Source organism: Streptomyces sp. 2-1 (assembly GCF_048564895.1).
GTDB lineage: Bacteria > Actinomycetota > Actinomycetes > Streptomycetales > Streptomycetaceae > Streptomyces > Streptomyces phaeochromogenes.
Genome location: NZ_CP183383.1, coordinates 4,416,576 through 4,441,908, shown reverse-complemented (window position 1 = coordinate 4,441,908; position 25,333 = coordinate 4,416,576). Strand labels below are relative to the sequence as shown.

At 70.6% G+C, this 25,333-nt stretch carries 27 protein-coding genes, 1 tRNA gene and 1 riboswitch; of the genes, 18 read left to right on the top strand and 10 right to left on the bottom strand.

The window, feature by feature from the left end:
• Positions 1 to 62 precede the first annotated feature (62 nt).
• From ACN20J_RS19475 to rdgB, 4 genes are all read left to right on the top strand, one after another.
• Positions 63 to 296, top strand: coding sequence for a glucose PTS transporter subunit EIIB (locus tag ACN20J_RS19475; protein ID WP_018517946.1), 234 nt, complete (start codon positions 63 to 65; stop codon positions 294 to 296).
• A gap of 106 nt (positions 297 to 402) precedes the next feature.
• Complete coding sequence (gene rph / locus ACN20J_RS19470; RefSeq protein ID WP_189843429.1) at positions 403 to 1,140, top strand: ribonuclease PH; 738 nt, start codon at positions 403 to 405, stop codon at positions 1,138 to 1,140.
• A 168-nt stretch (positions 1,141 to 1,308) separates the two neighbouring features.
• On the top strand, positions 1,309 to 1,713 hold the full coding sequence (locus tag ACN20J_RS19465) for a hypothetical protein (protein ID WP_055611835.1): 405 nt from the start codon (positions 1,309 to 1,311) through the stop codon (positions 1,711 to 1,713).
• 268 nt (positions 1,714 to 1,981) lie between these two features.
• Positions 1,982 to 2,584 (top strand): RdgB/HAM1 family non-canonical purine NTP pyrophosphatase, encoded by a 603-nt coding sequence (gene rdgB, locus ACN20J_RS19460; RefSeq protein ID WP_189843427.1) that lies wholly within the window; start codon positions 1,982 to 1,984, stop codon positions 2,582 to 2,584.
• 17 nt (positions 2,585 to 2,601) lie between these two features.
• On the opposite strand, the gene ACN20J_RS19455 is transcribed toward rdgB, so the two are convergent.
• Entirely contained in the window at positions 2,602 to 3,402 is an 801-nt protein-coding gene (locus ACN20J_RS19455) for a hypothetical protein (RefSeq protein WP_419666428.1), read from the bottom strand.
• Between the two features lie 105 nt (positions 3,403 to 3,507).
• Here ACN20J_RS19455 and ACN20J_RS19450 point away from each other — a divergent pair, with 105 nt between their 5' ends.
• Complete coding sequence (locus ACN20J_RS19450; protein WP_419666427.1) at positions 3,508 to 4,161, top strand: ArsR/SmtB family transcription factor; 654 nt, start codon at positions 3,508 to 3,510, stop codon at positions 4,159 to 4,161.
• Between the two features lie 80 nt (positions 4,162 to 4,241).
• Here ACN20J_RS19450 and ACN20J_RS19445 read toward each other — a convergent pair.
• Both ACN20J_RS19445 and bcp read right to left on the bottom strand, forming a co-directional pair.
• Positions 4,242 to 4,326: transfer RNA gene (locus ACN20J_RS19445), tRNA-Leu, on the bottom strand.
• A gap of 225 nt (positions 4,327 to 4,551) precedes the next feature.
• A complete protein-coding gene (bcp, locus tag ACN20J_RS19440) occupies positions 4,552 to 5,019 on the bottom strand; it encodes a thioredoxin-dependent thiol peroxidase (protein ID WP_189843426.1) in 468 nt (155 codons plus the stop codon).
• 156 nt (positions 5,020 to 5,175) lie between these two features.
• Between bcp and ACN20J_RS19435 the strand changes: the two genes are divergently transcribed.
• The 3 genes from ACN20J_RS19435 (at position 5,176) to sugE (ending at position 6,468) form a co-directional block, all read left to right on the top strand.
• Complete coding sequence (locus tag ACN20J_RS19435) at positions 5,176 to 5,514, top strand: DUF3618 domain-containing protein (protein WP_055611832.1); 339 nt, start codon at positions 5,176 to 5,178, stop codon at positions 5,512 to 5,514.
• A 128-nt stretch (positions 5,515 to 5,642) separates the two neighbouring features.
• Positions 5,643 to 5,945, top strand: a complete 303-nt coding sequence (locus tag ACN20J_RS19430; protein WP_055611843.1) for a GroES family chaperonin — start codon at positions 5,643 to 5,645, stop codon at positions 5,943 to 5,945.
• Between the two features lie 90 nt (positions 5,946 to 6,035).
• Positions 6,036 to 6,105, top strand: a riboswitch (guanidine-III (ykkC-III) riboswitch).
• Between the two features lie 42 nt (positions 6,106 to 6,147).
• Entirely contained in the window at positions 6,148 to 6,468 is a 321-nt protein-coding gene (gene sugE / locus ACN20J_RS19425; RefSeq protein WP_055611831.1) for a quaternary ammonium compound efflux SMR transporter SugE, read from the top strand.
• A gap of 53 nt (positions 6,469 to 6,521) precedes the next feature.
• Here the strand turns inward: sugE and ACN20J_RS19420 are convergent, their stop codons facing one another.
• Positions 6,522 to 8,945 (bottom strand): transglycosylase domain-containing protein, encoded by a 2,424-nt coding sequence (locus ACN20J_RS19420; RefSeq protein ID WP_419666426.1) that lies wholly within the window; start codon positions 8,943 to 8,945, stop codon positions 6,522 to 6,524.
• 199 nt (positions 8,946 to 9,144) lie between these two features.
• Here ACN20J_RS19420 and ACN20J_RS19415 point away from each other — a divergent pair, with 199 nt between their 5' ends.
• The 4 genes from ACN20J_RS19415 to ACN20J_RS19400 are packed head-to-tail and all read left to right on the top strand — an operon-like array spanning position 9,145 to position 12,746.
• Complete coding sequence (locus ACN20J_RS19415) at positions 9,145 to 9,954, top strand: ABC transporter permease (RefSeq protein ID WP_419666425.1); 810 nt, start codon at positions 9,145 to 9,147, stop codon at positions 9,952 to 9,954.
• Positions 9,947 to 10,813, top strand: a complete 867-nt coding sequence (locus ACN20J_RS19410; RefSeq protein ID WP_419666424.1) for an ABC transporter permease — start codon at positions 9,947 to 9,949, stop codon at positions 10,811 to 10,813. The genes ACN20J_RS19415 and ACN20J_RS19410 overlap by 8 nt, the downstream gene beginning before the upstream one ends.
• A gap of 6 nt (positions 10,814 to 10,819) precedes the next feature.
• Positions 10,820 to 11,821: an ABC transporter ATP-binding protein gene (locus tag ACN20J_RS19405; protein WP_419666423.1), complete on the top strand. Its 1,002-nt coding sequence runs from the start codon at positions 10,820 to 10,822 to the stop codon at positions 11,819 to 11,821.
• A gap of 10 nt (positions 11,822 to 11,831) precedes the next feature.
• Positions 11,832 to 12,746, top strand: a complete 915-nt coding sequence (locus ACN20J_RS19400) for a DUF1707 SHOCT-like domain-containing protein (RefSeq protein WP_419666422.1) — start codon at positions 11,832 to 11,834, stop codon at positions 12,744 to 12,746.
• 97 nt (positions 12,747 to 12,843) lie between these two features.
• Here ACN20J_RS19400 and ACN20J_RS19395 read toward each other — a convergent pair whose 3' ends face one another.
• Positions 12,844 to 14,160, bottom strand: coding sequence for an SGNH/GDSL hydrolase family protein (locus tag ACN20J_RS19395; protein WP_419666421.1), 1,317 nt, complete (start codon positions 14,158 to 14,160; stop codon positions 12,844 to 12,846).
• A gap of 221 nt (positions 14,161 to 14,381) precedes the next feature.
• Here ACN20J_RS19395 and ACN20J_RS19390 point away from each other — a divergent pair, with 221 nt between their 5' ends.
• From ACN20J_RS19390 to ACN20J_RS19380, 3 genes are all read left to right on the top strand, one after another.
• Positions 14,382 to 15,743: a DUF445 domain-containing protein gene (locus ACN20J_RS19390; RefSeq protein WP_419666420.1), complete on the top strand. Its 1,362-nt coding sequence runs from the start codon at positions 14,382 to 14,384 to the stop codon at positions 15,741 to 15,743.
• Between the two features lie 149 nt (positions 15,744 to 15,892).
• Complete coding sequence (locus ACN20J_RS19385; RefSeq protein ID WP_419666419.1) at positions 15,893 to 17,413, top strand: MFS transporter; 1,521 nt, start codon at positions 15,893 to 15,895, stop codon at positions 17,411 to 17,413.
• Positions 17,414 to 17,660: 247 nt separating this feature from the next.
• On the top strand, positions 17,661 to 18,611 hold the full coding sequence (locus ACN20J_RS19380; RefSeq protein ID WP_419666418.1) for an alpha/beta hydrolase: 951 nt from the start codon (positions 17,661 to 17,663) through the stop codon (positions 18,609 to 18,611).
• A gap of 173 nt (positions 18,612 to 18,784) precedes the next feature.
• Here the strand turns inward: ACN20J_RS19380 and ACN20J_RS19375 are convergent, their stop codons facing one another.
• Positions 18,785 to 19,873: a helix-turn-helix domain-containing protein gene (locus ACN20J_RS19375; RefSeq protein WP_419666417.1), complete on the bottom strand. Its 1,089-nt coding sequence runs from the start codon at positions 19,871 to 19,873 to the stop codon at positions 18,785 to 18,787.
• 156 nt (positions 19,874 to 20,029) lie between these two features.
• On the opposite strand from ACN20J_RS19375, the gene ACN20J_RS19370 reads away from it, so the two are divergent.
• Positions 20,030 to 20,587: a hypothetical protein gene (locus tag ACN20J_RS19370; RefSeq protein WP_361887549.1), complete on the top strand. Its 558-nt coding sequence runs from the start codon at positions 20,030 to 20,032 to the stop codon at positions 20,585 to 20,587.
• Here the strand turns inward: ACN20J_RS19370 and ACN20J_RS19365 are convergent.
• Positions 20,550 to 21,101 carry a protease gene (locus tag ACN20J_RS19365; RefSeq protein ID WP_419666416.1) on the bottom strand — a complete coding sequence of 184 codons (552 nt, stop codon included), beginning with the start codon at positions 21,099 to 21,101 and terminating at the stop codon, positions 20,550 to 20,552. The genes ACN20J_RS19370 and ACN20J_RS19365 overlap by 38 nt on opposite strands.
• Before the next feature lie 162 nt (positions 21,102 to 21,263).
• Between ACN20J_RS19365 and ACN20J_RS19360 the strand changes: the two genes are divergently transcribed.
• Positions 21,264 to 22,217 carry a GlxA family transcriptional regulator gene (locus tag ACN20J_RS19360; protein WP_189843414.1) on the top strand — a complete coding sequence of 318 codons (954 nt, stop codon included), beginning with the start codon at positions 21,264 to 21,266 and terminating at the stop codon, positions 22,215 to 22,217.
• A gap of 75 nt (positions 22,218 to 22,292) precedes the next feature.
• On the opposite strand, the gene ACN20J_RS19355 is transcribed toward ACN20J_RS19360, so the two are convergent.
• Together ACN20J_RS19355 and ACN20J_RS19350 are read right to left on the bottom strand one after the other, a co-directional pair.
• Positions 22,293 to 22,595 (bottom strand): hypothetical protein, encoded by a 303-nt coding sequence (locus tag ACN20J_RS19355; protein ID WP_189843413.1) that lies wholly within the window; start codon positions 22,593 to 22,595, stop codon positions 22,293 to 22,295.
• 64 nt (positions 22,596 to 22,659) lie between these two features.
• Entirely contained in the window at positions 22,660 to 23,496 is an 837-nt protein-coding gene (locus ACN20J_RS19350; protein ID WP_419666415.1) for a rhamnogalacturonan acetylesterase, read from the bottom strand.
• Between the two features lie 133 nt (positions 23,497 to 23,629).
• Between ACN20J_RS19350 and ACN20J_RS19345 the strand changes: the two genes are divergently transcribed.
• On the top strand, positions 23,630 to 24,526 hold the full coding sequence (locus tag ACN20J_RS19345; protein ID WP_419666414.1) for an alpha/beta fold hydrolase: 897 nt from the start codon (positions 23,630 to 23,632) through the stop codon (positions 24,524 to 24,526).
• Positions 24,527 to 24,554: 28 nt separating this feature from the next.
• Here the strand turns inward: ACN20J_RS19345 and ACN20J_RS19340 are convergent, their stop codons facing one another.
• Positions 24,555 to 25,271: a hypothetical protein gene (locus ACN20J_RS19340; protein WP_189843410.1), complete on the bottom strand. Its 717-nt coding sequence runs from the start codon at positions 25,269 to 25,271 to the stop codon at positions 24,555 to 24,557.
• Positions 25,272 to 25,333 lie beyond the last annotated feature (62 nt).

Genomic DNA, 25,333 nt, shown 5'->3' with positions numbered 1-25,333 from the left:
CTCGCGAAGATGGGCCAACTGTGGGTTACTGCGACAAAGCGGTTCGGATCAGGGAGTAGGACATGGCCAGCAAGGCTGAGAAGATCGTCGCCGGGCTCGGCGGCATCGAGAACATCGAAGAGGTCGAGGGCTGCATCACCCGCCTCCGCACCGAGGTCATCGACCCGAGCAAGGTCGACGAGGCCGCCCTGAAGGCCGCGGGCGCCCACGGCGTCGTCAAGATGGGCACCGCCATCCAGGTCGTCATCGGCACCGACGCGGACCCGATCGCCGCGGACATCGAAGACATGATGTGAACCCCCGGACTCCGGGCCCAGGCCCGGGGACCTGAGACTCACTCCTGAGGGGCCGCTTCCGTTACCCGGGGCGGCCCCTCACCCGTATACGACTAGGCTCGACGCCATGTCTCGAATCGACGGCCGCGCGCCCGAACAGCTCCGCCCGATCACCATCGAACGCGGCTGGAGCAAGCACGCCGAGGGCTCCGTCCTCGTCTCCTTCGGTGACACGAAGGTCTTCTGCACCGCCTCCGTGACCGAGGGCGTCCCGCGCTGGCGCAAGGGCAGCGGCGAGGGCTGGGTCACCGCCGAGTACTCCATGCTCCCGCGGGCCACCAACACCCGCGGCGACCGCGAATCCGTCCGCGGCAAGATCGGCGGCCGCACGCACGAGATCAGCCGCCTCATCGGCCGGTCCCTGCGCGCCGTCATCGACTACAAGGCGCTCGGCGAGAACACCATCGTCCTCGACTGCGACGTCCTCCAGGCCGACGGCGGCACCCGCACCGCCGCCATCACCGGCGCGTACGTCGCCCTCGCGGACGCCATCACCTGGGCCCAGGGCAAGAAGATCATCCGCGCCGGCCGCCAGCCCCTGACCGGAACGGTCAGCGCCGTCTCCGTCGGCATCGTCGGCGGCGTACCCCTCCTCGACCTCTGCTACGAGGAGGACGTCCGCGCCGACACCGACATGAACGTCGTCTGCACCGGCGACGGCCGCTTCGTCGAGGTCCAGGGCACCGCCGAGGCCGAACCGTTCGCCCGCGAGGAGCTCAACTCCCTTCTCGACCTGGCCGTTCTGGGCTGCACGGAACTCGCTGTCGCCCAGCGCACGGCACTTGATACGGTCCTGGAAAGGTAAAGGACACACCAAGACGGCCTCCTGCCACGGGCAACCACGGCACCGGCCGTCGCGTCCCTACGAGTACGGGCGTACGGCACACCGCTGTACGCCCGGCCAGCACCACACGGGGGCCTTGTGGCCTACGCAACGGGGCCCTCGGGCCTGACGCAACGGGAGGACCGTTCCATGGCCGCGAGTCGCCGCCGAGTACGCCGCACCACTGCCATCGCCGCCGCCGTGGCAGCCGTCGCGCTGACGGCCGGGCTGACCACCGGCTGCGACGCCGTCAACAAGGCCCTGGACTGCGTCCAGACCGCCGACACGATCGCCGACAGCGTCACCGACCTCCAGCAGGCCGTGGAGAACGCGGCGAACGACCCGACGCAGGCCGACGAGGCACTCGACTCCATCGACAAGAACCTCGACACCATCGGCGACAAGACCGACGACACTGACATCAACAAGGCCGTGGACGACCTCCAGAAGGCGGTCACCAACGTCCGCGACTCCATCAAGAACGGCGACGAGACCCCGGACATCAGCCCCGTCACGGACGCGGCCGGCGAACTCACCAAGGTCTGCACGCCGTAGACGTGGCCGCGGCCGTGGCGTCGCCCGTAGCCGGTAGACGTCGCCCGTAGCGGCGACGGCTGTCCTGCCGCGGATGGGCGTGACGGCAACGGCCGTCCCGCCGCGGGTGGGCGGCCGTTCCTGCCACGGGTGGACGACCGGGGCGCCCATTCGCGCGTGAACGACCTGCTCCGCCGCGGGTGGCAGGCGATCAGACCGCGGGCAGCGGTGGGCGGGCGATCACAGGCATCGCACGAGCGGCACCGCCCGCCTGGCTAGGGTGAGCACCATGACCCGCCTGATCCTCGCCACCCGCAACCCCGGAAAGATCACCGAGCTGAGGGCGATCCTCGCCGCCGCAGGTCTCCACCACGACCTCGTCGGCGCGGACGCCTACCCGGAGATCCCCGACGTCAAGGAAACCGGCGTCACCTTCGCCGAGAACGCCCTCCTCAAGGCACACGCCCTCGCGCAGGCCACCGGCCTCCCGGCCGTCGCCGACGACTCGGGCCTGTGCGTCGACGTCCTCGGCGGCGCCCCCGGCATCTTCTCCGCCCGCTGGTCCGGCACCCACGGCGACGACGGCGCCAACCTCAGGCTCCTCCTCGCCCAACTCGGCGACATCTCCGACGAACACCGCGCCGCCCACTTCGCCTGCGCCGCCGCACTCGCTCTCCCCGACGGAACGGAACGCGTGGTCGAGGGCCGCCTCCTCGGCACCCTGCGCCACGAGCCCACCGGCACCCACGGCTTCGGCTACGACCCGATCCTCCAGCCCGAGGGCGACACCCGCACCTGCGCGGAACTCACCCCCGAGGAGAAGAACGCGATCAGCCACCGGGGCAAGGCGTTCCGCGGACTCGTACCGGTCGTACGGGAGTTGCTGGGCTGATCACCCCGGCGCCTGGGCTACCCCACCTCGCCGTACGACCGCAGCGCCACCCGCGCGTCCAGGTCGATGCCGTTCACGCCCGCCGGCGCCGGCAGCCCCAGCACCTTGTCGAGCACGCGGCCCAGCCGGCCGCAGCCCGAAGTGCCCGGCACCGTAAAGCGGTTGTCGGCCACCCCGAAGGCGACGACCAGCGGATCCGGCGAGACGGCCCTCGACGGATCCGTCTCCTTCAGCACCAGATGGACCGGGGCCGCGTCGGTGCCTATGGAACAACCGCGCGGCACCCCCGGCCCGGATATACGGAACGTCAGATCCAGCTCGCCCCGCCGCTCGTCGTTGGACTCGAAGTCCGAATAGCCGCCGTACCGAGGCGTGATCGACAGCGGTGTGCCCCGAACTCGTAGGGGAGTGGCGACCATCGCCCCGAACACCTGACGGAACTCGCCGTCGACCCTGCCCTCCGCGAAGGTGATCGCCAGGGGCCGGTCGATCGGCATATCGGCGCGACCGAGAGTCAGATGCCCGGTGGCGGTCATCGCCTCGCACCGCCACTTCGCCGGATCCGCGCCTTCGGGAAGCTCGGAGAGGCTCGGACAGTCCGCGAAGCCGAGCTGCCGCGTGTCCGCGCGGGCGTCGGCGTCCGCGACGGCACCCGCACCGGGGGCGGGGGCGGCTTGCGAGGGACCCGCAGCCGCCGCGCCCGTGCCGACGGCCAGGGCCAGGGCGGACAGCGTCATGACGAGACGTCGGGCGCGAAGCATGAAGACCTCCAGGTGAATGGCGGACGGGCGGGAGGGTCCCGCGATGTCGATGTCCACGCCTCAAGGATTGCAGCCATTCCTCTGCAATGGAAGATCTGCAGAGAAAATTCTGCAGACTTCACTCTGCAGAGATTCGGCTGTGTCTGGCGGTAGGCTGCCCCCATGAGTGATGAAGGCGAGCGGAAGCCCGGGCCGGAGGCCGCACCAGAGGCCGCACCAGAGGCCGAAGCGGGTGCCGAAATGGGCGCGGAAGCGGGTGCCGACCCGGGCGGCGAGCGGCGCACGGTCAGTGACCCGGCGGCCCTCAAAGCCCTCGCCCACCCGCTGCGCCTGAAGGTCCTCCGCCACCTGGCCGTCTCGGGCCCGGCGACCTCCACGACCCTCGCCGCCGCCCTCGGGGAGAACACCGGCACCCTCAGCTACCACCTGCGCCGCCTGGAACGCGGCGGCTTCATCGAGGACGTGCCGGAACGGCCCAACAGCCGCGAGCGCTGGTGGCGGGCGGTGCGCGGACTCGACGTACGCAGGCCGGCGCAGGACGAGATGACCGACGGCGAGCGGGCCGTCGCGGGGGCCCTCGACCGGATGCGGCTCGACGAGGACATCGAGCTGGCCCGGCGCTTCACCGAGGAACAGGCCGAGTCGGACGGCTGGATGCGCGGCTCCCGCAGCCTCAGCCACCTCACCAAGGAAGAGGTGACCGCCTTCCATGACGCCTACCTCGACCTCCTGACCCGCTTCGCCCGGGGTCCCGAGGACGCCCCACCGGACGCCAAGCCGGTACTGCTGCGGTGGTTCGCGCTGCCGGCTGAGTAGCGGTCCTGCCGTTCGGGTGCAGGGCTCGACGCAAAGAAATGGCCTGCGAATCGATCATTCGATTCGCAGGCCATTCACTGTGCGGCGGAAGGGATTCGAACCCTCAAGCCGTTTCACGGGCCACAGATCCTAAGTCTGCTGCGTCAGCCGTTGCGCCACCGCCGCCAGCCGCCTGCCATCGTACCGGTCAGGCGGGCGCCGATGAGCGGGGGTTTGCGTCTCGCTCTGCTCCCCGGCTTCAGCCGCCTCCTCCGCATCAGATGCCGGTGGACGCATGACAGTTGGGGCGCAACGGGTGCAGGTTCTCGCGCAGGCTTCAGGGCAGCCTCAGGCCCTCAGGTCCCCGGATCCCGGATCCCCGGACCACTGGATCCCCGGACCCCCAGGCCCTCAGATCCCCAAATCCTTGATGATCTTCGCCACGTGCCCCGTAGCCCGGACGTTGTACAGTGCCCGCTCCACCTTGCCCTCCTCGTCCACCACGATCGTGGAGCGGATTACGCCCATGTAGGTCTTGCCGTAGTTCTTCTTTTCGCCGTAGGCGGCGTACGACTCGGTGACCGTCTTGTCGGGGTCGGCGAGGAGGGTGATCTTCAGGTTTTCCTTGTCGCGGAACTTGGCGAGCTTCTCGGGCTTGTCGGGGGAGACGCCGATGACGTCGTAGCCCGCGCCGGCGAGGAGCTCGAGGTTGTCCGTGAAGTCGCAGGCCTGCTTGGTGCAGCCGGGGGTCAGGGCGGCCGGGTAGAAGTAGACGATGACCTTGCGGCCCTTGTGGTCGGCCAGCGAGACCTCCTTGCCGTCGGCGTCCGGCAGGGTGAAGGCGGGGGCGGTGTCGCCGGGCTGGAGTCGCTCGCTCATCTCGTTCGGTCTCCTTGCGAGGTGGTGGATACGCACCCGAGCGTAATGGGGGTGCCGGGCGGTGCGCGGCGTGCGGAGCTGACAGACTGTCGACCAGAGAAAAGGCCGAAGAGAACAGGCCACGGGAAGAAACGACCACGACCACGGAGGCAGCGCGTGTCGGACACGTCGAGCACGCCGGACACCAGGACTCCGGCGCAGATCGAGGCGGACATCAAGCGCCGTCGCGAAACTCTCGCCGAGACGCTCGACGAGATCGGTGTGCGGGTGCACCCGAAGACCATCGTCGGGGACGCCAAGGCCAAGGTGGCGTCCAGCGTCGACCACACGCTCGGGCGCGCCTACGTCGGCGTCAACCGCGTCGTCGGCGATGTGAAGGGCCAGTTCGTGACGGAGGAGGGGGCGCCGCGTCTTGACCGCATCGTGCCCGTCGCCCTCGTCGTGGTCGGAGTCGTCGGACTGCTCACCCTGAGCACCAGGCGCCGCAGGGGCTGACCCGCCGTCACCCCGCCCGCACCCGCGAGCCCGTCCCCGGTCGCACCCCACGTACGTACGAACCGTGTGAAGGCAGGTAGGTTCGAGACGTGAGCGAGAAGAACCATCACGACAAGTTGCCCATCCGGATGCTCCACGACCGTGTGCTCGTGCGGCAGGACACCGCCGAGGGTGAACGCAGGTCCGGCGGCGGCATCCTGATTCCCGCGACGGCGGCCGTGGGCCGGCGGCTCGCCTGGGCCGAGGTCGTCGCGGTCGGGCAGAACGTACGGACCGTGGAGCCGGGCGACCGCGTCCTGTACGACCCGGAGGACCTCGCCGAGGTCGAGGTGCGCGGCACCGCGTACGTGCTGATGCGTGAGCGGGACCTGCACGCCGTGGCCGCGGACCGGTTCGAGGGTTCCGAGGACTCGACCGGCCTGTACCTCTGAAACACCCGTGCCTCTGAAACACCCGTACTTCTGAAACAGAGGCCGAAAACAGAGAAAGGGGCTGGTGACTACCGTCACCAGCCCCTTTTGCTTGGCCTTTGCTACCTTGGAAGGACCCCGACGAGACGCGCCGTACCGGGACTCGCAAAGACGACGCACCCCTGTTGATCAACGCCTGTTGGTCCGTTCACGGAGGTGCCTCATGGCCTGGGTCCTGCTTGTCGTCGCCGGTCTGCTCGAAGTCGGCTGGTCGATCGGTATGAAGTACACCGACGGTTTCACGCGGCTCGTGCCGAGCGTTCTCACCGGTGCGGGCATCGTCGCCAGCATGTTCCTGCTGTCGTACGCGGCGAAGACGCTGCCCATCGGTACCGCCTACGGCGTCTGGGTCGGCATCGGCGCGGCCGGGGCGGCGGTGTTCGGTATGGCGGTGCTGGGTGAACCCACCACCGCCGCCCGGATTTTCTTCGTCTGTCTGCTGCTGGTTGCCGTGGTGGGGCTGAAGGCGACCTCCGGTCACTAGAACCGCAGACAGCCCCCCCGGAAGGGCGCTACGGGAACGCCCCCGGATGGGCGCTACGGGAACGCGCCGAACGTCGTCCCCGCGCTCCCGTCCTCGCCCCCGCCGTCCGTCGTTCCGCCGTCGGTCGTCGTGCCGCCGTCGCCGGTGGTGCCGCCCGCGCCGTCGGTACCACCCGTGGGGAAGCCGGTGCCGCCACCCGTCGTCGCGCCTCCGGTGGTCGTGCCGCCGTCGCCCGTGGTGCCGCCGTCGGTCGTCGTGCCGCCGTCGCCGGTGGTGCCGCCGTCCGTGGTGGTGCCGCCGGTCTGGCCCTCGGTCGCGGGGGTCTCCTCGCCGCCGGTGGTGCCGCCGTTGTCCTGGCCGGCGTCCGTGCCCGGCTGGTCCTCGTCGGGGTCGGCGGGCGGGAGTTGCTGCTCCTCCGCGCCGTCCTGGAGCCGCAGGTCGAACTCCTGGGCGGAGGTGCCCTTCAGAGCGGCCTTCGTGTACTGGGCCCAGATCTGCGCCGGGTAGCCACCGCCGTTGATGCGGGGCTGCCCGAGCGCCCCGTACAGCGACTTGTGCGCGCCCGTGTCGGGGTCCTGGCCCATGATGGCGACGACCGTGGAGAGGTTCGGGGTGTAGCCCGCGAACCAGGCCGCCTGGTCCTCCTCCGCCGTGCCGGTCTTGCCCGCGGAGGGCCGTCCGGCGGCCTGCGCGGCCGTGCCGGTGCCGCCGTCGACGACGCTCTGCAGGACCGAGGTCGTGGTGTCGGCGGCCTCGCGGCTCACCGCCTGCCAGGTCTTGCGCCCGGGCAGGTCCACCACGTCCGAGCCGTCCTTGGTGATCTTGTCGATCATCGTGTACGTACCGCGCTTGCCGTGGTTGGCGAGGGTCGCGTACGCCTCCGCCATGTCGAGGACGCTGGCCGTGGCCGGGCCGAGCGCGATCGACGGGGACGCCGTCAGGTCGGGGGTGTCGGACGGGATGCCGAGGCCGACGGCCGTCTTCTCGACCTTCTCCGGATCGACGTCCACCGCCATCTGCGCGTACACGGAGTTCACGGACTTGTCCGTGGCGGTGCGGACCGAGATCTGCCCGTACGAGACCTGGTCCTCGTTCTCCGGGGCGTACGTGCCGCCCTCCCAGCCCTGTACGGGGCGCTTGTTGGTGCCGTCGTAGACGGTGTTCGGGGTGATCGTGCGGCCGTCCTGCGTGGTCGAGTCGTTCTGCACGGCGGCGGTGAACACGAACGGCTTGAAGGTGGAGCCGACCTGGTAGTCCCGGCGGGTCGCGTTGTTGTAGTACTGCTTCGTGTAGTCGATGCCGCCGTACATCGCGAGGACCCTGCCGGTCTTCGGGTCGATGGAGGCGCCGCCCGCGCGGACGTAGTTGTCGACCTTGCGGTCCTTCTTGTCGAGCTTCTCCATCACCTGGTCGTTCACGGCCTTCACGAAGGCGTCCTGCTTGGGCTTCTGCAAGGTGGTCGTGATGCGGTAGCCGCCGGCGTTGAGCTCGTCCTCGTCGAGGATCTTGTTGTCGGTCAGGTAGTCGTTGACGGCCTTCACGATGTAGCCGCGCTGTCCGGACATGCCGGCCGCGATCACCGTCTGCTTGGGCTCGGGGAACTTGATGCCCGAGCGCTCCGAAGCGGTGATCCACTTCTTCTTGACCATGCCGTCGAGGACGTAGTTCCATCGGGCCAGCGCCGCGGGCTTGTTCTCGGGGTGGGCCACGACGTCGAACTCGCTCGGCGCGTTCAGCAGCGACGCCAGGTAGGCGCCCTGGCCGACCGTCAGGTCCTTGGCGTCGACGCCGTAGTAGGCCTGGGCGGCGGCCTGGATGCCGTAGGCGTTGCGGCCGAAGTAGCTGGTGTTGAGGTAGCCCTCCAGGATGTCGTCCTTGCTCTTCTCGCGGTCCAGCTTGATCGCGATGAAGAACTCCTTCGCCTTCCGGGTGACCGTCTGCTCCTGGGCCAGGTAGTAGTTCTTCACGTACTGCTGGGTGATCGTCGAGCCGGACTGCTTGCCCTTGCCGGTCGCGGTGTTCCAGCCGGCGCGGATCATCGCCTTCGGGTCGATCGCCGACTCGCTGTAGAAGTCGCGGTCCTCGGCGGCCAGCACCGCGTGCTGGGCGTCCTTGGAGATCAGTGCCAGCGTCACGTTCTCCCGGTTGACCTCGCCGTCACGGGCGAGCTGGCTGCCGTCCGAGTACAGATAGACGTTGCTCTGCTTCATCGCCGCCGAGTTCGCGGCCGGGATCTTCACCAGGTAGTAGCCGAGTGCGAACAGGCCGATGAGCAGCAGGAGCCCGGTGAGGACCGTGCCGAGCACCATCCGCCAGGTCGGGATGAGCCGTCCCCATCCGGTGCGCTTCTGGCGCTTGGGCTTCTTGCCGGGTGTGCCGGGTGTGCCGGGTGCGTCCGGAGCCGCCGCGGTGGCGGGTCCTGGTTCCCTCGGTGCCCAGCCCTCGCTCGGCTGCTGCGGCTGCGGCTGGTCGTTCATGTTGTGCCGGACTCCCGTTTCGCGTCATACGTCTCGTACGCCCTCGTACGCCTTGTGCGCCCCTCCTTGAAGACTGTCGCACCCGGCGATTCGTTCCCCGCACGTGGCACGCGTCCTGCCGGGAAAATGCGTGGCACGCGGTACGGCCCCGGGGCTAGGCTCCTGCGCTTTGGCTCGGATCGGTCGAAGGGGGCCCCACGTGGGGACATGGCGGTTGTACGCGGCCGTCGCGACGGGCGCGTTCCGGCGGTACGCGACCTATCGGGTGGCCACCGCCGCGGGCGTGTTCACCAACACCGTCTTCGGGCTGATCCTGGCGTACACGTACATCGCGCTGTGGGACGAAAGGCCTGGCCTCGGCGGGTACGACCAGTCCCAGGCGGTGACGTACGTGTGGCTCGGGCAGGGGCTGCTCGCGGCGGTCGCGGTGATGGGCGGCGGTTTCGAGGACGAGCTGATCGAGAGAATCCGTACGGGTGACATCGCGATCGACCTGTACCGGCCCGCGGACCTCCAGATGTGGTGGCTGGCGGCCGACTCGGGGCGGGCCGCGTTCCAGTTGGCGGGGCGCGGTGTGGTGCCGATGGCGTTCGGGGGGCTCGTGTTCCATCTCGCGCTCCCGACGGATGTCGGGACCTGGCTGGCGTTCCTCGTCGCCGTCGCCCTCGGTCTCCTGGTGAGTTTCGCGATCCGCTATCTCGTGGCGCTCATGGCGTTCTGGTTCATGGACGGGGCGGGTGTGCAGCAGCTGGCGGTGCTCGCGGGGCTCTTCTTCTCCGGGATGACGCTGCCGCTGAACGTCTTCCCGGGCGCCCTCGGCGAGCTGGCCCGGGCGCTGCCCTGGTCGGCGCTGCTGCAGGCCCCGGCGGATGTGCTGCTCGGCGAGCGCACCGGCCTCGCGCTGTGGCGTACGTACGCCTTCCAGGCCGCGTGGGCCGTCGGGCTGCTCGGAGTGGGGCGCATGGTCCAGTCGGCGGCGACGCGCAGGGTGGTGGTCCAGGGTGGCTGATCTTCGGGAGAGGCACGACGTGCACCGGGGCTTCCCGCCGGCCGGTCGCTCGCGTGTGGTGGACGGGCTGCGGGCCTACCGGCTGATCGCCTGGATGTGGATCCGCTCGACGATGGCGTACCGCGCGTCCTTCGCGATGACGGTCTTCGGCAACTTCGCGGGGACCGCGCTCGACTTCGTGGCGATCCTGCTGATGTTCTCGCGGGTCGACGAGCTCGGCGGGTACTCGCTGGGCGAGGTGGCGTTCCTGTACGGGCTGTCCAGCGCCGCGTTCGGGCTCACCGATCTGGCGCTCGGCTCGGTGGACCGGCTCGGGCAGCGGGTGCGCGACGGCACGCTCGACACGCTGCTGGTGCGGCCCGCGCCGGTGCTCGCGCAGGTCGCCGCGGACCGGTTCGCGCTGCGCCGGCTGGGCCGGATCACACAGGGGCTGCTGGTCCTCGGGTACGCGCTCTTCGTGGTCGACATCTCCTGGACGCCGCTGAAGGTGCTGATGATGCCGGTGATGGTGGTCAGCGGGGCCGCCATCTTCGCGTCGGTGTTCGTGGCGGGCGCGGCCTTCCAGTTCGTGGCGCAGGACGCGTCCCAGGTGCAGAACTCCTTCACGTACGGCGGCACCACGCTGCTGCAGTATCCGCCGACGGTCTTCGCGAAGGACCTGGTGCGCGGGGTGACGTTCGTGGTGCCGCTGGCCTTCGTCAACTGGCTGCCCGCGCTGTACGTGCTGGACCTGCCGTACCCGCTCGACCTGCCCGAGTGGGTCGCGTTCCTGCCGCCGTTGGTGGCGGTCGTCTGCTGCGCGCTCTCGGGGTTCGCCTGGCGCGCGGGTCTTCGTTCGTACCGGAGCACGGGGAGTTAGCCGCACATGGACACGCAGACGGGCACACAGGGGGACTTCGACCACGCCGACGACTTCATTCGCCTCGACCGCGTGGAGAAGGTCTTCGACGTACGCAAGAAGACCGGCTTCATGCGCAGTGAGCGGCGGCAGGTGCGGGCGGTCGACTCGATCTCCTTCGCCGTGGCGCGCGGCGAGATGGTCGGCTACATCGGGCCGAACGGCGCGGGCAAGTCCACCACCATCAAGATGCTCACGGGGATCCTGACTCCGAGCGGCGGCCGGCTCCGGGTGGCGGGTATCGATCCGTCCCGCGAGCGCACCCGGCTCGCGCACCGCATCGGGGTGGTGTTCGGGCAGCGTACGACCCTGTGGTGGGACCTCCCGCTGATCGACTCGTACCGGCTGATGCACCGCATGTACCGGATCCCGGACGCGCGGTACGCCGAGAACCTCGACCGGTGTGTGGAACTCCTCGAGCTGGGCGAGCTGTTGGACGTGCCCGTACGGCAGCTCTCGCTCGGGCAGCGGATGCGCGGGGACATCGCGGCGGCGCTGCTGCACGATCCGGAGGTGCTGTACCTGGACGAGCCGACGATCGGGCTCGACGTGATCAGCAAGGCGAAGGTGCGGGAGTTCCTGCGGCACCTCAACGCCGAGCAGGGCACCACCGTCCTGCTCACCACCCACGACCTGACCGACATCGAGCAGCTGTGCCGGCGCGTGATGGTCATCGACCACGGGCGTCTGATGTACGACGGGCCGCTGACCGGGCTGCACGAGATCGGCGAGAGCGAGCGGACGCTGGTGGTGGACCTGGAGCGTGAACTCCCGCCCATCGAGGTCGAGTCGGCGCGGGTCGTGAAGGTCGAGGGGCCGCGGCAGTGGCTCGCGTTCCCGGCGGCGGAGTCGGCTGCGCCGCTCGTGGCGCGGATCGCCGCCGCGTATCCGCTGGTGGACCTGTCGGTGCGCGAGCCGGACATCGAGGCGGTCATCAGCCGCATGTACGCGGAGAAGGCAACCTCGTAGGCTTCTGTCCATGACGGACGAACTCCCCGACGGGCTTCCCGAGCTGCGAGCCTCCGACGCCGACCGCGAGCAGGTCTCCGAAGTCCTGCGGGACGCCCTCGCGGAGGGCCGCCTCGACATGGAGGAGTTCGAGGAGCGTCTGGAGGCCACGTACAAGGCCCGTACGTACAAGGAGTTGGCGCCCATCACGCGGGATCTGCCCGCGCCCGGGGTGACTCCGCCGCCCGTTCCCACGGTGTCGATGGTGAAGGGGCCCGCCGCCGAGACGGGGAGCTGGGCGGACCGCATCGTCGGCAGTGAGAGCTGCACGTCCCAGTGGGGCGTCGCGATCATGTCGGGGTTCGAGCGCAAGGGGCGCTGGACCGTGCCGAGGAAGTTCAACGCCTTCGCGTTCTGGGGCGGCGGTGTCATCGACCTGCGCGAGGCGAACTTCGCCAACGGCGAGGTCATCGTCAACTGCGTCGCGATCATGGGCGGGATGAGCGTGATCGTGCCGCCCGGTGTCGAGGTCGTCGTCCGCGGCATCGGCGTCATGGGCGGCTTCGACCACCGCGAGGAGGGCGTGCAGGGTGACCCCGGCGCCCCGCGTGTCGTCGTCACCGGGTTCGCCTTCTGGGGCGGAGTCGGTGTCGAACGCAAGGTGACCAAGGCCGAGCGGCTCCGGCAGAAGGAGGAGCGGCGGCTGGAGAAGCTGGAGCGGAAGGCCGCGCGGCAGGAGGAGTTGGAGGAGTCCCGGCGCCGGGCCCTTGAGGGCTCCGGCTCCGGCGACCTGGATCACCGGGACTCGCTGGATGAGGCGCGGTCCATCCACCGGGCCGCGATGGACCAGCATCGAGAGCTGAGGCGGGAGCATCGGGAGGCTCGGCGGGAGGAACGTCGTGAGCGGCGGGATGACCGGCGGGGCCGGGACCGGGACCGGGACTGATCCCGAGCCTGAGCCCTGGCCCGAGGGCTCCCGCGGGTGGGTCGTGGGGTGCGGGCCCGCTGCGGCTGGGTGCGCAGTTCCCCGCGCCCCTAAAAGATCACAGCTCGGCCGGAGCTGAGCCCTTCAGGTCGTTCAGGTCGAAGACTTCTGCCATGCGCTTGTAGCCCTTGTCGCTGGGGTGGAGGTGGTCGCCGGAGTCGTAGTCGGAGCGGAGGCGGCGGGGGTTGTAGGGGTCGCGGAGTGCCTTGTCGAAGTCGACGTAGGCGTCGTAGACCTTGCCGGCGCGGATCTGGGCGTTGACGGCCTGGCGGGTGTCCTCCAGGTGCGGGCGGTAGCCGCGGTGGCCCTGGAAGGGCATGAGGGTGGCGCCGACGACCCGCAGGCCCCGGGCGTGGGCCAGGCGCCTCAGTTCGCGCAGCCCGGCGGTGATCTTGTTCGCGTCGGTCTGCTGGGGCGTACGGAGGATGTCGTTGACGCCGAGGGCGACCACGACCGCCCTGACGTTCGTGCGGCCGAGCACGTCACGGTTGAAGCGGATCAGACCGCTCGGGTTCTCGGCGGGCCGGCCGAGGCCGCTGCCGAGGACGCGGTTTCCGCTGATGCCCTGGTTGACCACGCTGTAGCGGGGCCCGTTCGAGTCGTCGCGCAGCCGGTCCGCGAGGACGTCCGTCCAGCGCCGGTTCTCGCCCACGGACGAGGTCGAGCCGTCGGTGAGCGAGTCGCCGATGACGACGACCGTGCCGTCCGACTCGTTGCTCAGCACGTCCAGCGCGGTCACGTAACGCCAGTACGGCGTCTGCCCGGTGTACGCCGTGCCGGTCACGTCCTCCGTGAGGTCGCCCTCGGCGGTGTACGAGATCTGCCGTGCCTGCGGGTGGATGGTGACCGGCCCGGACGGGGTTGGCGAGTACGTCGTCACCAGCACGTCCGTGTCGTGCGGGACGAGCAGGCGTACGGCGTCGCTGACCACCTGCTGGCCGGCCGGCACGATCACCGACGGGCTGCCGCGGAAGGTGAGGCGGCGCATGGTGCCGGCAGCGGCGGCGGGGTTGTTCGCGCCGGCCGCGACGGCGACCGAGGCGTGCGTGATGCTGAGCGGCTGCTGCCCGTAGAGGTTGGACAGGGTGATGCGGGCCGCGGAGCCGCCGACGCCGACGTGCACCACGTTGCGGACCGAACGGCCCGCCATCCCGTTGGTCTCGGTGCCGGGCTCGGCCCCGGACGGGGACGCCGACCAGGCGCCGACCCAGGTGCCGACGGACGCGGGGGCCGCCGAGTTGTGTGGCGTGCCGCCGCCCACGAGCGGCTTCTCCTCGCCGTCGTCGGCGGCGACCCCGACGTATATGGCGGCTGAGATGACCACGACTACGGCGACGATCGCGGCCAGCAAGGCATAACCGTGACGCTTGGTCATGCGGTGCAAGTCTCCTCGGGCAGTGGGAGCCCGAGGCTCCGATGTGATGACCCCATGATGAGGCATGGCGTGGGGGGAAGCAGACAGGGCCCCCATTGCCCCCGCCGCCCGTATCCATTTTTTCTGGCCCCGCCCGGCAAGACGCCGGGAACTCCTGTTCCGTTCCAGTAGTCGGTCAGGTTGGGACAATGTGTGCGGGGGACAGGGAACGGGTGGAGCGGATGGAAAGCGCGAAAGCGGATCAAACGGATGGAGCGGGGCCCGAAGGGCAGCATGCCCGGCCCGGCGGTGTGGCGAACCGCACGGTGCCCGGGCGCGCGATGAACTCGTTCAGCCCCGCGGACGAGGAGAAGTTCCGCGGGGTGCGCCGGATGAAACTCACGGCGACGGGCCTCCTGCTGTTCGTCGCCGTCGTCTACGTACTGGCCAAGTGGGCCGGGAACTCCGGCGCGGGCGCCTGGACGGGCTATGTCGCGGCTGCCGCCGAGGCCGGCATGGTCGGCGCGCTCGCCGACTGGTTCGCCGTCACCGCGCTGTTCCGGCACCCCCTCGGGATCCCCATCCCGCACACCGCGATCATCCCCACCAAGAAGGACCAGCTCGGCGTCTCCCTGGGCGAGTTCGTCGGGGAGAACTTCCTCTCGCGGGACGTCGTACGGCAGCGGCTGCGCGCCGTCGGCATCGGCAGCCGCCTCGGCACCTGGCTGGCCGATCCGGACCACGCCGACCGGGTGACCGCGGAGCTGGCCACCGCCCTGCGCGGCGCCCTCGCCGTGCTGCGCGACTCGGACGTGCAGGCCGTCGTCGGCGAGGCCATCAACCGGCGGGCCGACGCCCAGGAGATCGCCCCCGGCATAGGAAAGATGCTGGAGAAGGTCGTCGCGGACGGCGGCCACCGGCGGGTCGTCGACCTGATCTGCGTACGCGCCCACGACTGGCTGGTCCTCCACAACGACCAGGTGATGGACGCCGTACAGGGCGGCGCCCCCGGTTGGACCCCGCGGTTCGTCGACAAGCGGGTCGGCGAGCGCGTCTACAAGGAACTGCTGCGCTTCATCACCGAGATGCGCGACATGCCCGCCCACCCGGCGCGCGGCGCCCTCGACCGCTTCCTCACCGACTTCGCCTCCGACCTCCAGTCCGACACCGACACCCGCGCCCGGGTGGAGAACCTCAAGCGGGAGGTCCTCGGCCGCGGCGAGGTCCAGGACCTGATCGCGTCCGCCTGGTCCTCCGTACGGCAGATGATCGTGTCCGCGGCGGAGGACGAGCGGAGTGAACTGCGGCTGCGTGTTCGTGCCTCGCTGCTCTCGCTCGGCGCGCGCATGGCCACCGACGCGAAGCTCCAGGCCAAGGTCGACGGCTGGGTCGAGGGGGCCGCGGTGTACGTCGTGACGACCTACCGCGACGAGATCACCTCGCTCATCACGGACACGGTCGCGGGCTGGGACGCCGAGCACACCTCGAAGAAGATCGAGGCGCACATCGGCCGTGACCTGCAGTTCATCCGGATCAACGGCACGGTGGTCGGCTCGCTGGCGGGGCTTCTGATCTATGCGGTGTCTCGGGCGCTGGGAGCGTGACCTTCCCCTCCGGGGGGAGTGGGCGCTCGCGCGGTTCCCCGCGCCCCTCAAGGGGCGCCACGCGTCGGGCGGTGTGAGAGGGCCGCGGATCTGGGGACTCGGGGATGTGCCCCGGAGCCGCACGTGCCCGGGGGCGGAGGAGGCGAGCCATGGCCGTCACCGAGGCCGATACCGGCACTGTCACCACAGCCGTCCCTGCCCGGCTGGACCGGCTGCCCTGGTCGCGCTGGCACTGGACCATCGTCATCGGGCTCGGCACGGTGTGGATCCTCGACGGTCTCGAGGTCACCGTCGTCGGCAACATCGCCGGCCGGCTCTCCGAGTCCGGCAGCGGGCTGCCCATCTCGGCCGCCCAGGTCACCGGGATCGCGGCAGCGCTCTATGTGGCCGGGGCCTGCGCGGGAGCGCTGTTCTTCGGCCGTCTCACGGACATCTTCGGCCGTAAAAAGCTGTTCATGATCACCCTCGCCGTCTATCTCGCGGCCACCGCCATGACGGCGTTCTCCTTCTCCACCTGGTGGTTCTTCCTCTTCCGCTTCCTCACTGGCTTCGGCATCGGCGGCGAGTACGCGGCCATCAACTCGGCGATCGACGAGCTGATCCCCTCCCACTACCGAGGCCGCGTCGACCTGATCATCAACGGCAGCTTCTGGCTCGGCGCGATCGGCGGCTCGCTCCTGTCGATCGTCGCGCTGAACACCGACCTGTTCGCGATCAACGTCGGCTGGCGGCTCACCTTCCTCCTCGGCGTCGTCCTCGGCCTGGTGATCCTGCTCGTACGCCGCAGCGTCCCCGAGAGTCCCAGGTGGCTGTTCATCCACGGCAGGGGAGAGGAGGCCGAGCGCCTCGTCGCCTCCGTGGAGCGGCAGATCGAGGAGGAGACCGGACGCGAACTCCCGCCGCCCGCGGGCGAGATCACCATCCACCAGCGCAAGAGCATCGGGTTCCTCACCATCGGGCGCACGGTCTTCTCCACGTACCGCAAACGCGCCGTGCTCGGCCTCTCCCTCTTCATCGGGCAGGCGTTCCTCTACAACGCGATCACCTTCGGCTTTGGCGCGATCCTCACCACGTTCTTCGACGTGCCGACCGCCTCGACCGGCTACTACTTCGCCGTCATCGCGGCCGGCAACTTCCTCGGCCCGCTGCTGCTCGGCAAGCTCTTCGACACCGTGGGCCGCCGGATCATGATCTCGTCCACCTACCTGCTCTCCGGCATCCTGCTCTTCGCCACCGCCTGGCTCTTCGACCGGGGCTCGCTGAGCGCGACGACGATGACCGCCTGCTGGTGCGTGGTCCTGTTCTTCGCCTCCGCGGGCGCCAGCAGCGCGTACCTCACGGTCTCCGAGATCTTCCCCATGGAGACCCGCGCGATGGCCATCGCCTTCTTCTACGCCATCGGCACCGCGGCCGGCGGCATCAGCGGACCGCTGCTCTTCGCCGACCTGACCAGCACGGGCGTGGTCGGCGACACGGTGCTCGCCTTCCAGATCGGCGCCGGGCTCATGTGCGCGGCGGGGCTGGTCGCGGCGGCACTCGCGGTACGGGCGGAACGGCGGTCGCTGGAGGACATTGCCAGGCCGTTGTCGGAGGCGGCTTCACGGTCTCCGGGGGCGAAGCCTTCCGGGCCGGGGACTTCCGGTCCGGCTGCTTCCGGGGCGACGGCGTAGGCACCCTCCGGGGCGACGACGACCTGGGCCCCCTCCGGGTTCGCGAGCTTCCGGCCCGTACGGCTGTCGGGTCGTCCTGCCGGATTCCCCGACGCCCGTACGGCTGTCGGGCAGCCCTCCCCGATTCCCCGACGCCCGTCGGGTGACCTGCGAGGATACGCCGTGTCACCGTTTCCGGAACGACGCAGCGACGTGACGACGCAGAGCCGCGACGACGACGGGAACGCGCGTCGAATCGGAGGACGAGATGACGACCTATCCGCTGGACCCGGAGCTTGCCGCGGTCCTGCCCATGCTGCCCAGGGCCGACACCTCGGACCTCGAAGGCGCCCGGGCCGAGATGCTCGTCGCCATCACCGCGGCCCTGGAGGAAGTGGACGCCACCGGCGTGGACGTCTTCGACGTGGTGGCGCCCGGGCCGGAGGGCGCCCCGGACGTCCTCCTGCGCGGCTACCGCCCACAGGGCGTCGAGGGCCCGCTCCCGGTGATCTACGACATCCACGGCGGCGGCTTCATGCTGGGCAGCGTCGAATTCGACCACGGCGTCAACGTGGCGCTCGCCCGAGAGTTGGGCGTCGCCGTCTTCTCCGTGGAGTACCGGCTCGCCCCCGAGAACCCGTACCCGGCCGGCCTCGAAGACGCGTACGCAGGACTCGTCCACGTCGCCAAGAACGCCGCCGAACTCGGTGTCGACCCCACCAGGATCGCCCTCTTCGGCGTCAGCGCTGGCGGCGGTCTCGCGGCCGGTCTGGCGCTGCTCGCCCGTGACCGGGGCGGGCCCGCGATCGTCTTCCAGTACCTCGGCATACCCGAACTCGACGACCGCCTCGACACGCCCAGCATGCGGGACTTCACCGACACGCCTCTGTGGAACAGGCCCAACGCGATCGTCAGTTGGGACGCCTACCTCGGCAGCGGGGTGCCGGGTGGCCCCGACGTCCCGATATACGCGGCTCCCGCCCGGGCCACCGCAGAGCAGCTCGCGGGGCTGCCGCCCGCCTACATCTCGGTGATGGAGTTCGATCCGCTGCGGGACGAGGGCATCGACTATGCGCGTGCGTTGCTCGCGGCCGGGGTGAGTGTGGAGTTGCATCTGTTCCCGGGGACGTTCCATGGCTCGGCTCTGGTCACGCATGCGGAGGTCTCCCAGAGGGATGCGGCGGAGGCGGTTGCTGTGCTGCGGAAGGCGTTGCGGTAGCCCGTCCGAAGCGCCGGGGGACTTGTTGGTTGCCGGGTGCGGGTGGGTTGTGGCTGGCCGCGCAGTTCCCCGCGCCCCTGAAAAGCGCCGGTTTCGCCGTGGCTCTTGCGCAGTTTCCCGCGCCCCCAAAAAAAGCGCTGGTGGCGCCGTGGCTCTTGCGCAGTTTCCCGCCCCTAAAGGGGCGCCAATCGCAGCGCGTACAACGCCAGTTGGGCTCTGAAGCGGTCCTGTGGGTCGCTCAGGCGGTAGCCGAGTGCGGTTTCCACGCCTGCCAGGCGGGCGGCGACCGAGCTGTGGTGGAGGTGGAGGTCGGTGGCGGCGTGGCGGAGGGAGCCGGTGCGGAGGAAGGCGGTCAGGGCGGCCAGCGCCGCGGGGCCGCCCTTGCCCTCCGCCAGTTCGGCCAGGGCGCGTACGTCGGGCTGGGCCCGCAGCCGGTCCACGGGGATGTCGGCGAGCAACGCCACCGGCCCGAGGGTGTCGTGGTCCACGACGGCCTCGTCGGGCAGCCCCGCCACATCGACGGCGAACCGCAGCGCGAGCCGGGCCTGCGCCCAGGAGACCCCGGCGTCCAGGGCGGGAGCACTGCCGCCGACCCCGATCCGTACGCCGCCCTCGGTGCCCTGCTCACGCAGGAACGCCCGCAACTCGTCGGCGGCCGACGCGGCACCCGGCACCAGCGCCACGGCGAGCGGACCGACCGCGGCGACCCGCACACCCGGACGCAGTTCGCGCCGCCCGAGCACAGCCACCGAGGAGGCCCCGGCGACGGCGATCACCCGCAGCGGCTGCTCGGGCACCAGACCCAGCAGGCGCAGTGCCCGCGCCCGGTCCTCGACGGCCTCGCGCTCCGACAGCACCCGCTCGACCAGCGCCGGGTCCGCCACCTGATGGGGCGCGCTGTCCTGCTCACGGCTGCCGTGTACGACGCCCGCGGCGATGGCCATCCACTCCAGCACCAGCTCGTCGAAGGGCCCCGGCGCCCCCGCCCGCTCCAGCCACACCCGGCCGCCCGGCGTGAACTCGGCGCTCCCGGAGACCGTGCCGACAGGCCCCGCCGGTACGGTCCCGGCCGGCCCGAACCGCACCACACGCCCGCCCACCTCAAGGCCCGCCGGACATTCGGCCAGCCCCGCCGTGGACCGTACGAGCGACTCGGTGTCGAGCCGCCCGGCCCCGAGCAGCGCCTCGAAGTGCGCGATGACCCGCAGCGCCGCCGCAGCGTCCGCGTCGAGGGCCGACAGCCGTAGCAGCAGTCCCTTCATGACCTGGGAGTCTAGGCCGCGGGCGGGGCGTACGGGCCGGTCGTGCGCCCCCGGTCCACAGCTGTACGGCTGTGCGGTCGGCTCGGAGGAAGGCCCCGGCGATCTGAGTACGCGTACTCTGTCGGCCCCGTGTGCGTCTGAGGAACTCTCGTTCCCATGACCCCCATGACCGAGAAGCTGCTGGGCCTGCTGTCGAAGCGCCCCTGGACGGAACGCTGGCTGACCCGCCTGCTGGGTGCCGCTCTGTCCTCGGCGGCGTACCTTCTCTGCCTGCCCTGGGATCTGCGCAACCGCCCCGAGTCACCCGGTTCGACGACCGAGACGACCCCGGTGTCCGTCCTCGGCGTCGCGGCCCTGGCCGTGACCCTGCTCCTCCTGGCCCTGTACTTCGGCCACCGCGACGCCCTCGCCTGGCCACTGCTGCTGGTGGCGGCGCCCCCGGCGACCCTCATGTACCTCTCGTTCCGCACGAACCCCGAGCCGCCGGACGCGTCCCTGTGGCCTCTGACCTGGGCGTTCTCCACGCTCGTGATGGCGGCGGGGGTACTTGTCGCCACATCCGTCGCCCGGCAGTTCAGGGAGGACACGGGAGACTCGACGGACGGGCTGGTGTTCGCCCACTCCTCCCACTCCTCGTCGGGAGCGTCCTCGGGAACGGGCGGCGGTTCCTCGGCCGTCAGGCGCCCGTCGTTGAACCCGGGCGCACGATCATGAGGATCGTGACCGTGGCCCAGAGCAGATTGAAGATGCCCGTGAACATGGCGAGCCGGACGGTGGCGCGGGGGTTCGCGGCGATGCCGGTGGTGGCCGCAGCGCCAGTGGTGCCGGTGGTTCCGATGGTGTCGGTGGTGGCGGCGACCTCGGTGGTCGCGTCCGTCCCGGCCCCCGCCTCCACCGCTTCGAGGAGTTCCTCCTGACGCGGCAGCACCAGCGCCAGCAGGACCGCCGCCGCGATCCCGGTCAGGGCCATCGAGGCGATCAGCCAGGCGTCGCTGAGGACGCCCATGCTCATGGCCGTGGCGAAACCGAGTACGGGAACGGCGATGCCGAGGCCCGCGTACACCCGGCAGATCCGGTGCAGCAGCCGTAGCGTCTCCGCCGCCCGCTGGTCACCCGGATCGGCGAGGGCGCGCCGCGCGCCGGGCGGGAACATGCTGGCCGCCACGGTGACGGGCCCGACGGCGACGATCGCGGCCAGGACATGGAGAACGAGGAAGAACTTGGTCACGAGGGGACGGTAGGCGGCGTACCGGATCTTGTGGAAGTGGCGCTATTGCCAGGGTTCAACGGATTCTCGCCAGCCCCACCGCCAGCCCCCATTGCCGTGACTCCCGTGCACCAGGCCGACACCCCTGTTGGCCAGAACCCGCGCCACCCCTACCCTTTCGCCATGCACACAGTGGCCGTACTGGTACTGGACCAGGTCATCCCGTTCGACCTCTCCGCGCCGATCGACACGTTCAACTGGGCCCGGCTGCCGGACGGCCGCGCGCCCTACCGGGTCAAGGTCTGCTCGGTGGCGGAGGAGGTGAGCGCGGGCCCGTTCTCCGTACGGGCGCCGTACGGGCTTGAGGCGCTGGCCGAGGCCGACACGATCGTCGTGCCGGGCACCGCCGACCCGACCGTGCCGCTGCCGCCGGGCGTCGCCGAGGCACTGTGCGCGGCGGCGGCGAACGGGACACGCATCGCGTCGATCTGCGTCGGCGCGTTCATCTTCGCCGCCACCGGTCTGCTGGACGGACAGCGGGCGACGACGCACTGGATCGCGGCGGCGGACCTGGCGGCGATGTACCCGAAGGTGACGGTCGACCCGAACGTCCTCTACGTCGACAACGGCCAGTTCCTCACCTCGGCCGGCGCCGCCGCGGCGATGGACATGTGCCTGCACATGATCCGCCTGGACTACGGCTCGGCCGTCGCCGCGCACGCGGCCCGGATGTCCGTGATGCCGCTCGAACGGGAGGGCGGGCAGGCCCAGTTCATCGTCCACGCCCAGCCCCCGGCCCCCGCCGGTACGACGATGGAACCCCTGCTGAGCTGGCTGGAGGAGCACTCCGACCGCGACCTGACCCTGGACGACATCGCGGCCCGGGCGGGCACGAGCGCCCGTACGCTCAACCGCCGGTTCCGCGAACAGACCGGCACCACGCCCCTCCAGTGGCTGCACCTGGCGCGGGTGCGCCGCGCCCAGCACCTCCTGGAGACCACGACCCACCCGGTCGAACGGATCGCGGTCCAGACGGGGTTCGGCTCACCGACGGCCTTCCGCGACCGCTTCAAGCGGGTGGTGGGAACGAGCCCGCAGGCCTACCGGAGGGCGTTCCGGGGAGCGCCGGTGGGGTAGGGGTCCGGCCCACTCCGGGGATGCCCCGAAAACGAAGGAATAGAAGGAATAGAAGGAATAGGAAGGCGTACGCCCTCAGCCGCGTCGGTCGGCCACAGCCCAGGACGCCAGCGCCACGGCCCCGGCCACCCCGAACACCGCGGGCCACGCCCCCACCTTCTTGGCGAGCGGATGCGATCCGGCGAACCCGGCGACGTACGCGACGGTCAGCGCACCCGCCGCCCGCCCACCGGCCTGCCGCCGCCACTGCTGCGCGGCCGTGGCCCCGGCGACGGCGAGTACGGCCCCGCCGAGCTGCCGCTTCCCGGTCCAGCGGGCGACCCCGTACCCACCGATGAGCCCACCCGCGGCCACCGCCGCGGCCGGTACCTTCGCCATCACTGCCTCCTGGTGCTGCTTCCGGCCGGAATCCAGTCCGGATCCCGGCCGGAATCCTGTCCGGTCAACCGAGGCTAACCGGCCCCCGCCGGGCGCCCGGCACCACCTCTCCCGAGATGGGCAGCCCCAGCCCCGCCACGGCCCGGGCGACCAGCCGGGCCATCTCGACCGCGCCCCGTTCCTGGAAGTGGGTGTTGTCCTGGACCCCGTTCGGGAAGTTCGGGTACTGCCCCGCGGTCAGCCACAGGAAGATCCCCTTGGACCCCTCGATCCCGACCCCGTCGAGGTAGACCCGGCTGGCCGCCGCGAGGTCGACCAGCGGGGCGCCCTCCTCCCGCGCGACCGCCTTCGCGGCATCCACGTACGCCGGGAAGGAGACGTTGAACTTCCCCGTCGAAGCGTTGTACGAACGCCGCGACACCGGCGTCACGACGACCGGCGTCGCGCCCCGCGCCCGGGTCGCCCGGATGTAGTCGTTGCGCAGGTACTCCTTGTAGTCGGCGGGCGAGGTGTACCGCTCCGGATTGCTCACGGTCGCGTCGTTGTGCCCGAACTGCACGAAGAGGTAGTCACCGGCCTTGATCACCTGATGGATCGCGGCCAGCCGCCCCTGCTCGATGAAGGACCGCGAACTCCGCCCGCCGATCGCATGGTTGGCGACGGTGATGTTCGAGCTCAGGAACGAGGACAGCTTCTGCCCCCAGCCGGCCTGGGGGTAGTAACGGGAGTTGTACGTCTGGGCGGTGGAGTCACTGGCGATGTACACGGTCCCGGTGGCCGCCGCTGCGGCGGCAACAGCGGCCCCGGGCAGCCCCAGCACCCCGAGCCCCCCACCCCCGACCGCACCCACGGCCCCGACAAGAAACCGTCTACGACTGCTCACACTGACATTGCGGCTCATCCGACCATCCCTGCAGAGGAGTTGAGGAACTGTCAGGGAGGAGTGGCAGCTGGGAGGGGAAAGGTTGCCGGGGTGCCCCACAGCGCCGTCAGCCTGAGAAACTCCAGCCCGACGACAAGGAGCGACACCCCAGTTGGACACCCAAACAGGCAACGCCACCACCCCTGACGGCATCCGCCTCGCCTACCGGGACCACCACGCACCCGCCCCCGACCCCGACGCGGAGACCACCCCCGACTCCCGACACCCCTCGCTGCTACTCCTGCACGGCCTGGCGGGTCACATGGGGGAGTGGGACGACATGCTCCCGCTCCTCCTGGCGGACGGCCACCGCGTGATCACGTACGACGCCAGAGGCCATGGCGCGAGCACGCGTCGCCCGCCGGACATGACGCGGGCGTCGGCGGTACGGGACGTGACCACCCTCATCGAGGAACTGTCCCTCCCCACCCCGGTGACCCTCCTCGGCCAGTCCCTGGGCGGCCACACGGCGTTCCTCACCGCGGCGGCCCACCCGCACCTGGTCGACTCCCTGATCCTGGTCGAGGCGGGCCCGGCCGGCCCGAGCCCGGACCTCCCCGCCGAGATCGCCGCCTGGCTGGACAGCTGGCCCACGCCCTTCGAGTCCTTCTCCTCCGCCGCCGCTTTCCTCGGCCACGAGGCCTGGGCGAGAGGCCTGGAGGAACGGGAGGACGGCCACCACCCCCGCTGGGACCGCGAAGAGATGCTCGCGGCCGTCGCCGACCTGGCCGCCCGCGCGTACTGGCCCGAGTGGGCCCGAGTCGCCTGCCCCACCCTCGTAGTACGCGGCGCGAGGGGCACGATGCGGGAGGCGGAGATGGCGGAGATGGCGGAGATGGCGCGGAGGGCACAGATACGGACCGGCCGCCCACTCCAGTCCCAGTCCCCGCCCCAGCCCCAGACCCGGACCGCGGTCATCGAGGACGCGGGCCACGACGTACACCTGGACCAACCGCGCCGCTTGCACGCGGCGGTACGGACGTTCCTCGCGGCGAGGAACACCCCCTGACCGGGCCCCGGTCCCCGCAGGGCCGGGCCTACTGACGCGCGTCCGCCAGCCAAGTGCGCCAGACATGGCGGCTGTTGGGTACTTCGGGGCGGTCCAGAATCCACAGTACGTACCCGGCGTGCAGCTGGGCCCAGGGGTTCTCCGAGCGCCGGGCGCCCTCCAGCCGTACGCGCAGCGGGTCGCCGTCGACGACCCGGGCGATGCGTACGTACTCGCGGTCCTTGCAGCGGTAGGCACGCCGTACGACGATCTCCACCAGGTCGATCAGCTTGGTCCGGGCGACCGGATCCTGCCCGACGGCGTCGGTGGCGAGGTCCCGGATGAGCCCTTCCTTGGTGCCCCACGCCTTGGCATGCCGGGTCCACTCCTCGGGATACCGGGCCTCCCACTCCAGGAAGAGGAGCGCGTAGGGCAGCCCGGGCCATTCGGAGAGATCCTCACCGTGCCCTCTGTCCCACATGCCACTGGGCAGCGAATGGCTCCGGGCCCACAGGTACTCCTCGTTGGCCGACCGCAGGGCCGGATCCTGGTACGGATACATCACCCCCTGCCCCTGCAGCTCCCGCAACGTCTCGTTGAACCGATGCTGAGCCTCCTCGGTCCTCCTCCGCGCGGAGGCCAAGTGGTCGAGCGCCGCGGCCCGTTCGGCCGGGTCGTTCGCGATCAGGCCGTACGCCCATGCCAGCCGCTTGTCCCACGCCCGGGCGTCGTCCATGTCCGCCCCGTGCCCTTTCCCATGCCCCATGGGACAGATCATCCCTGAGCGCGCCGCGCCCCGCTCCTCCGGGCACCGGTACCGGGAGAATC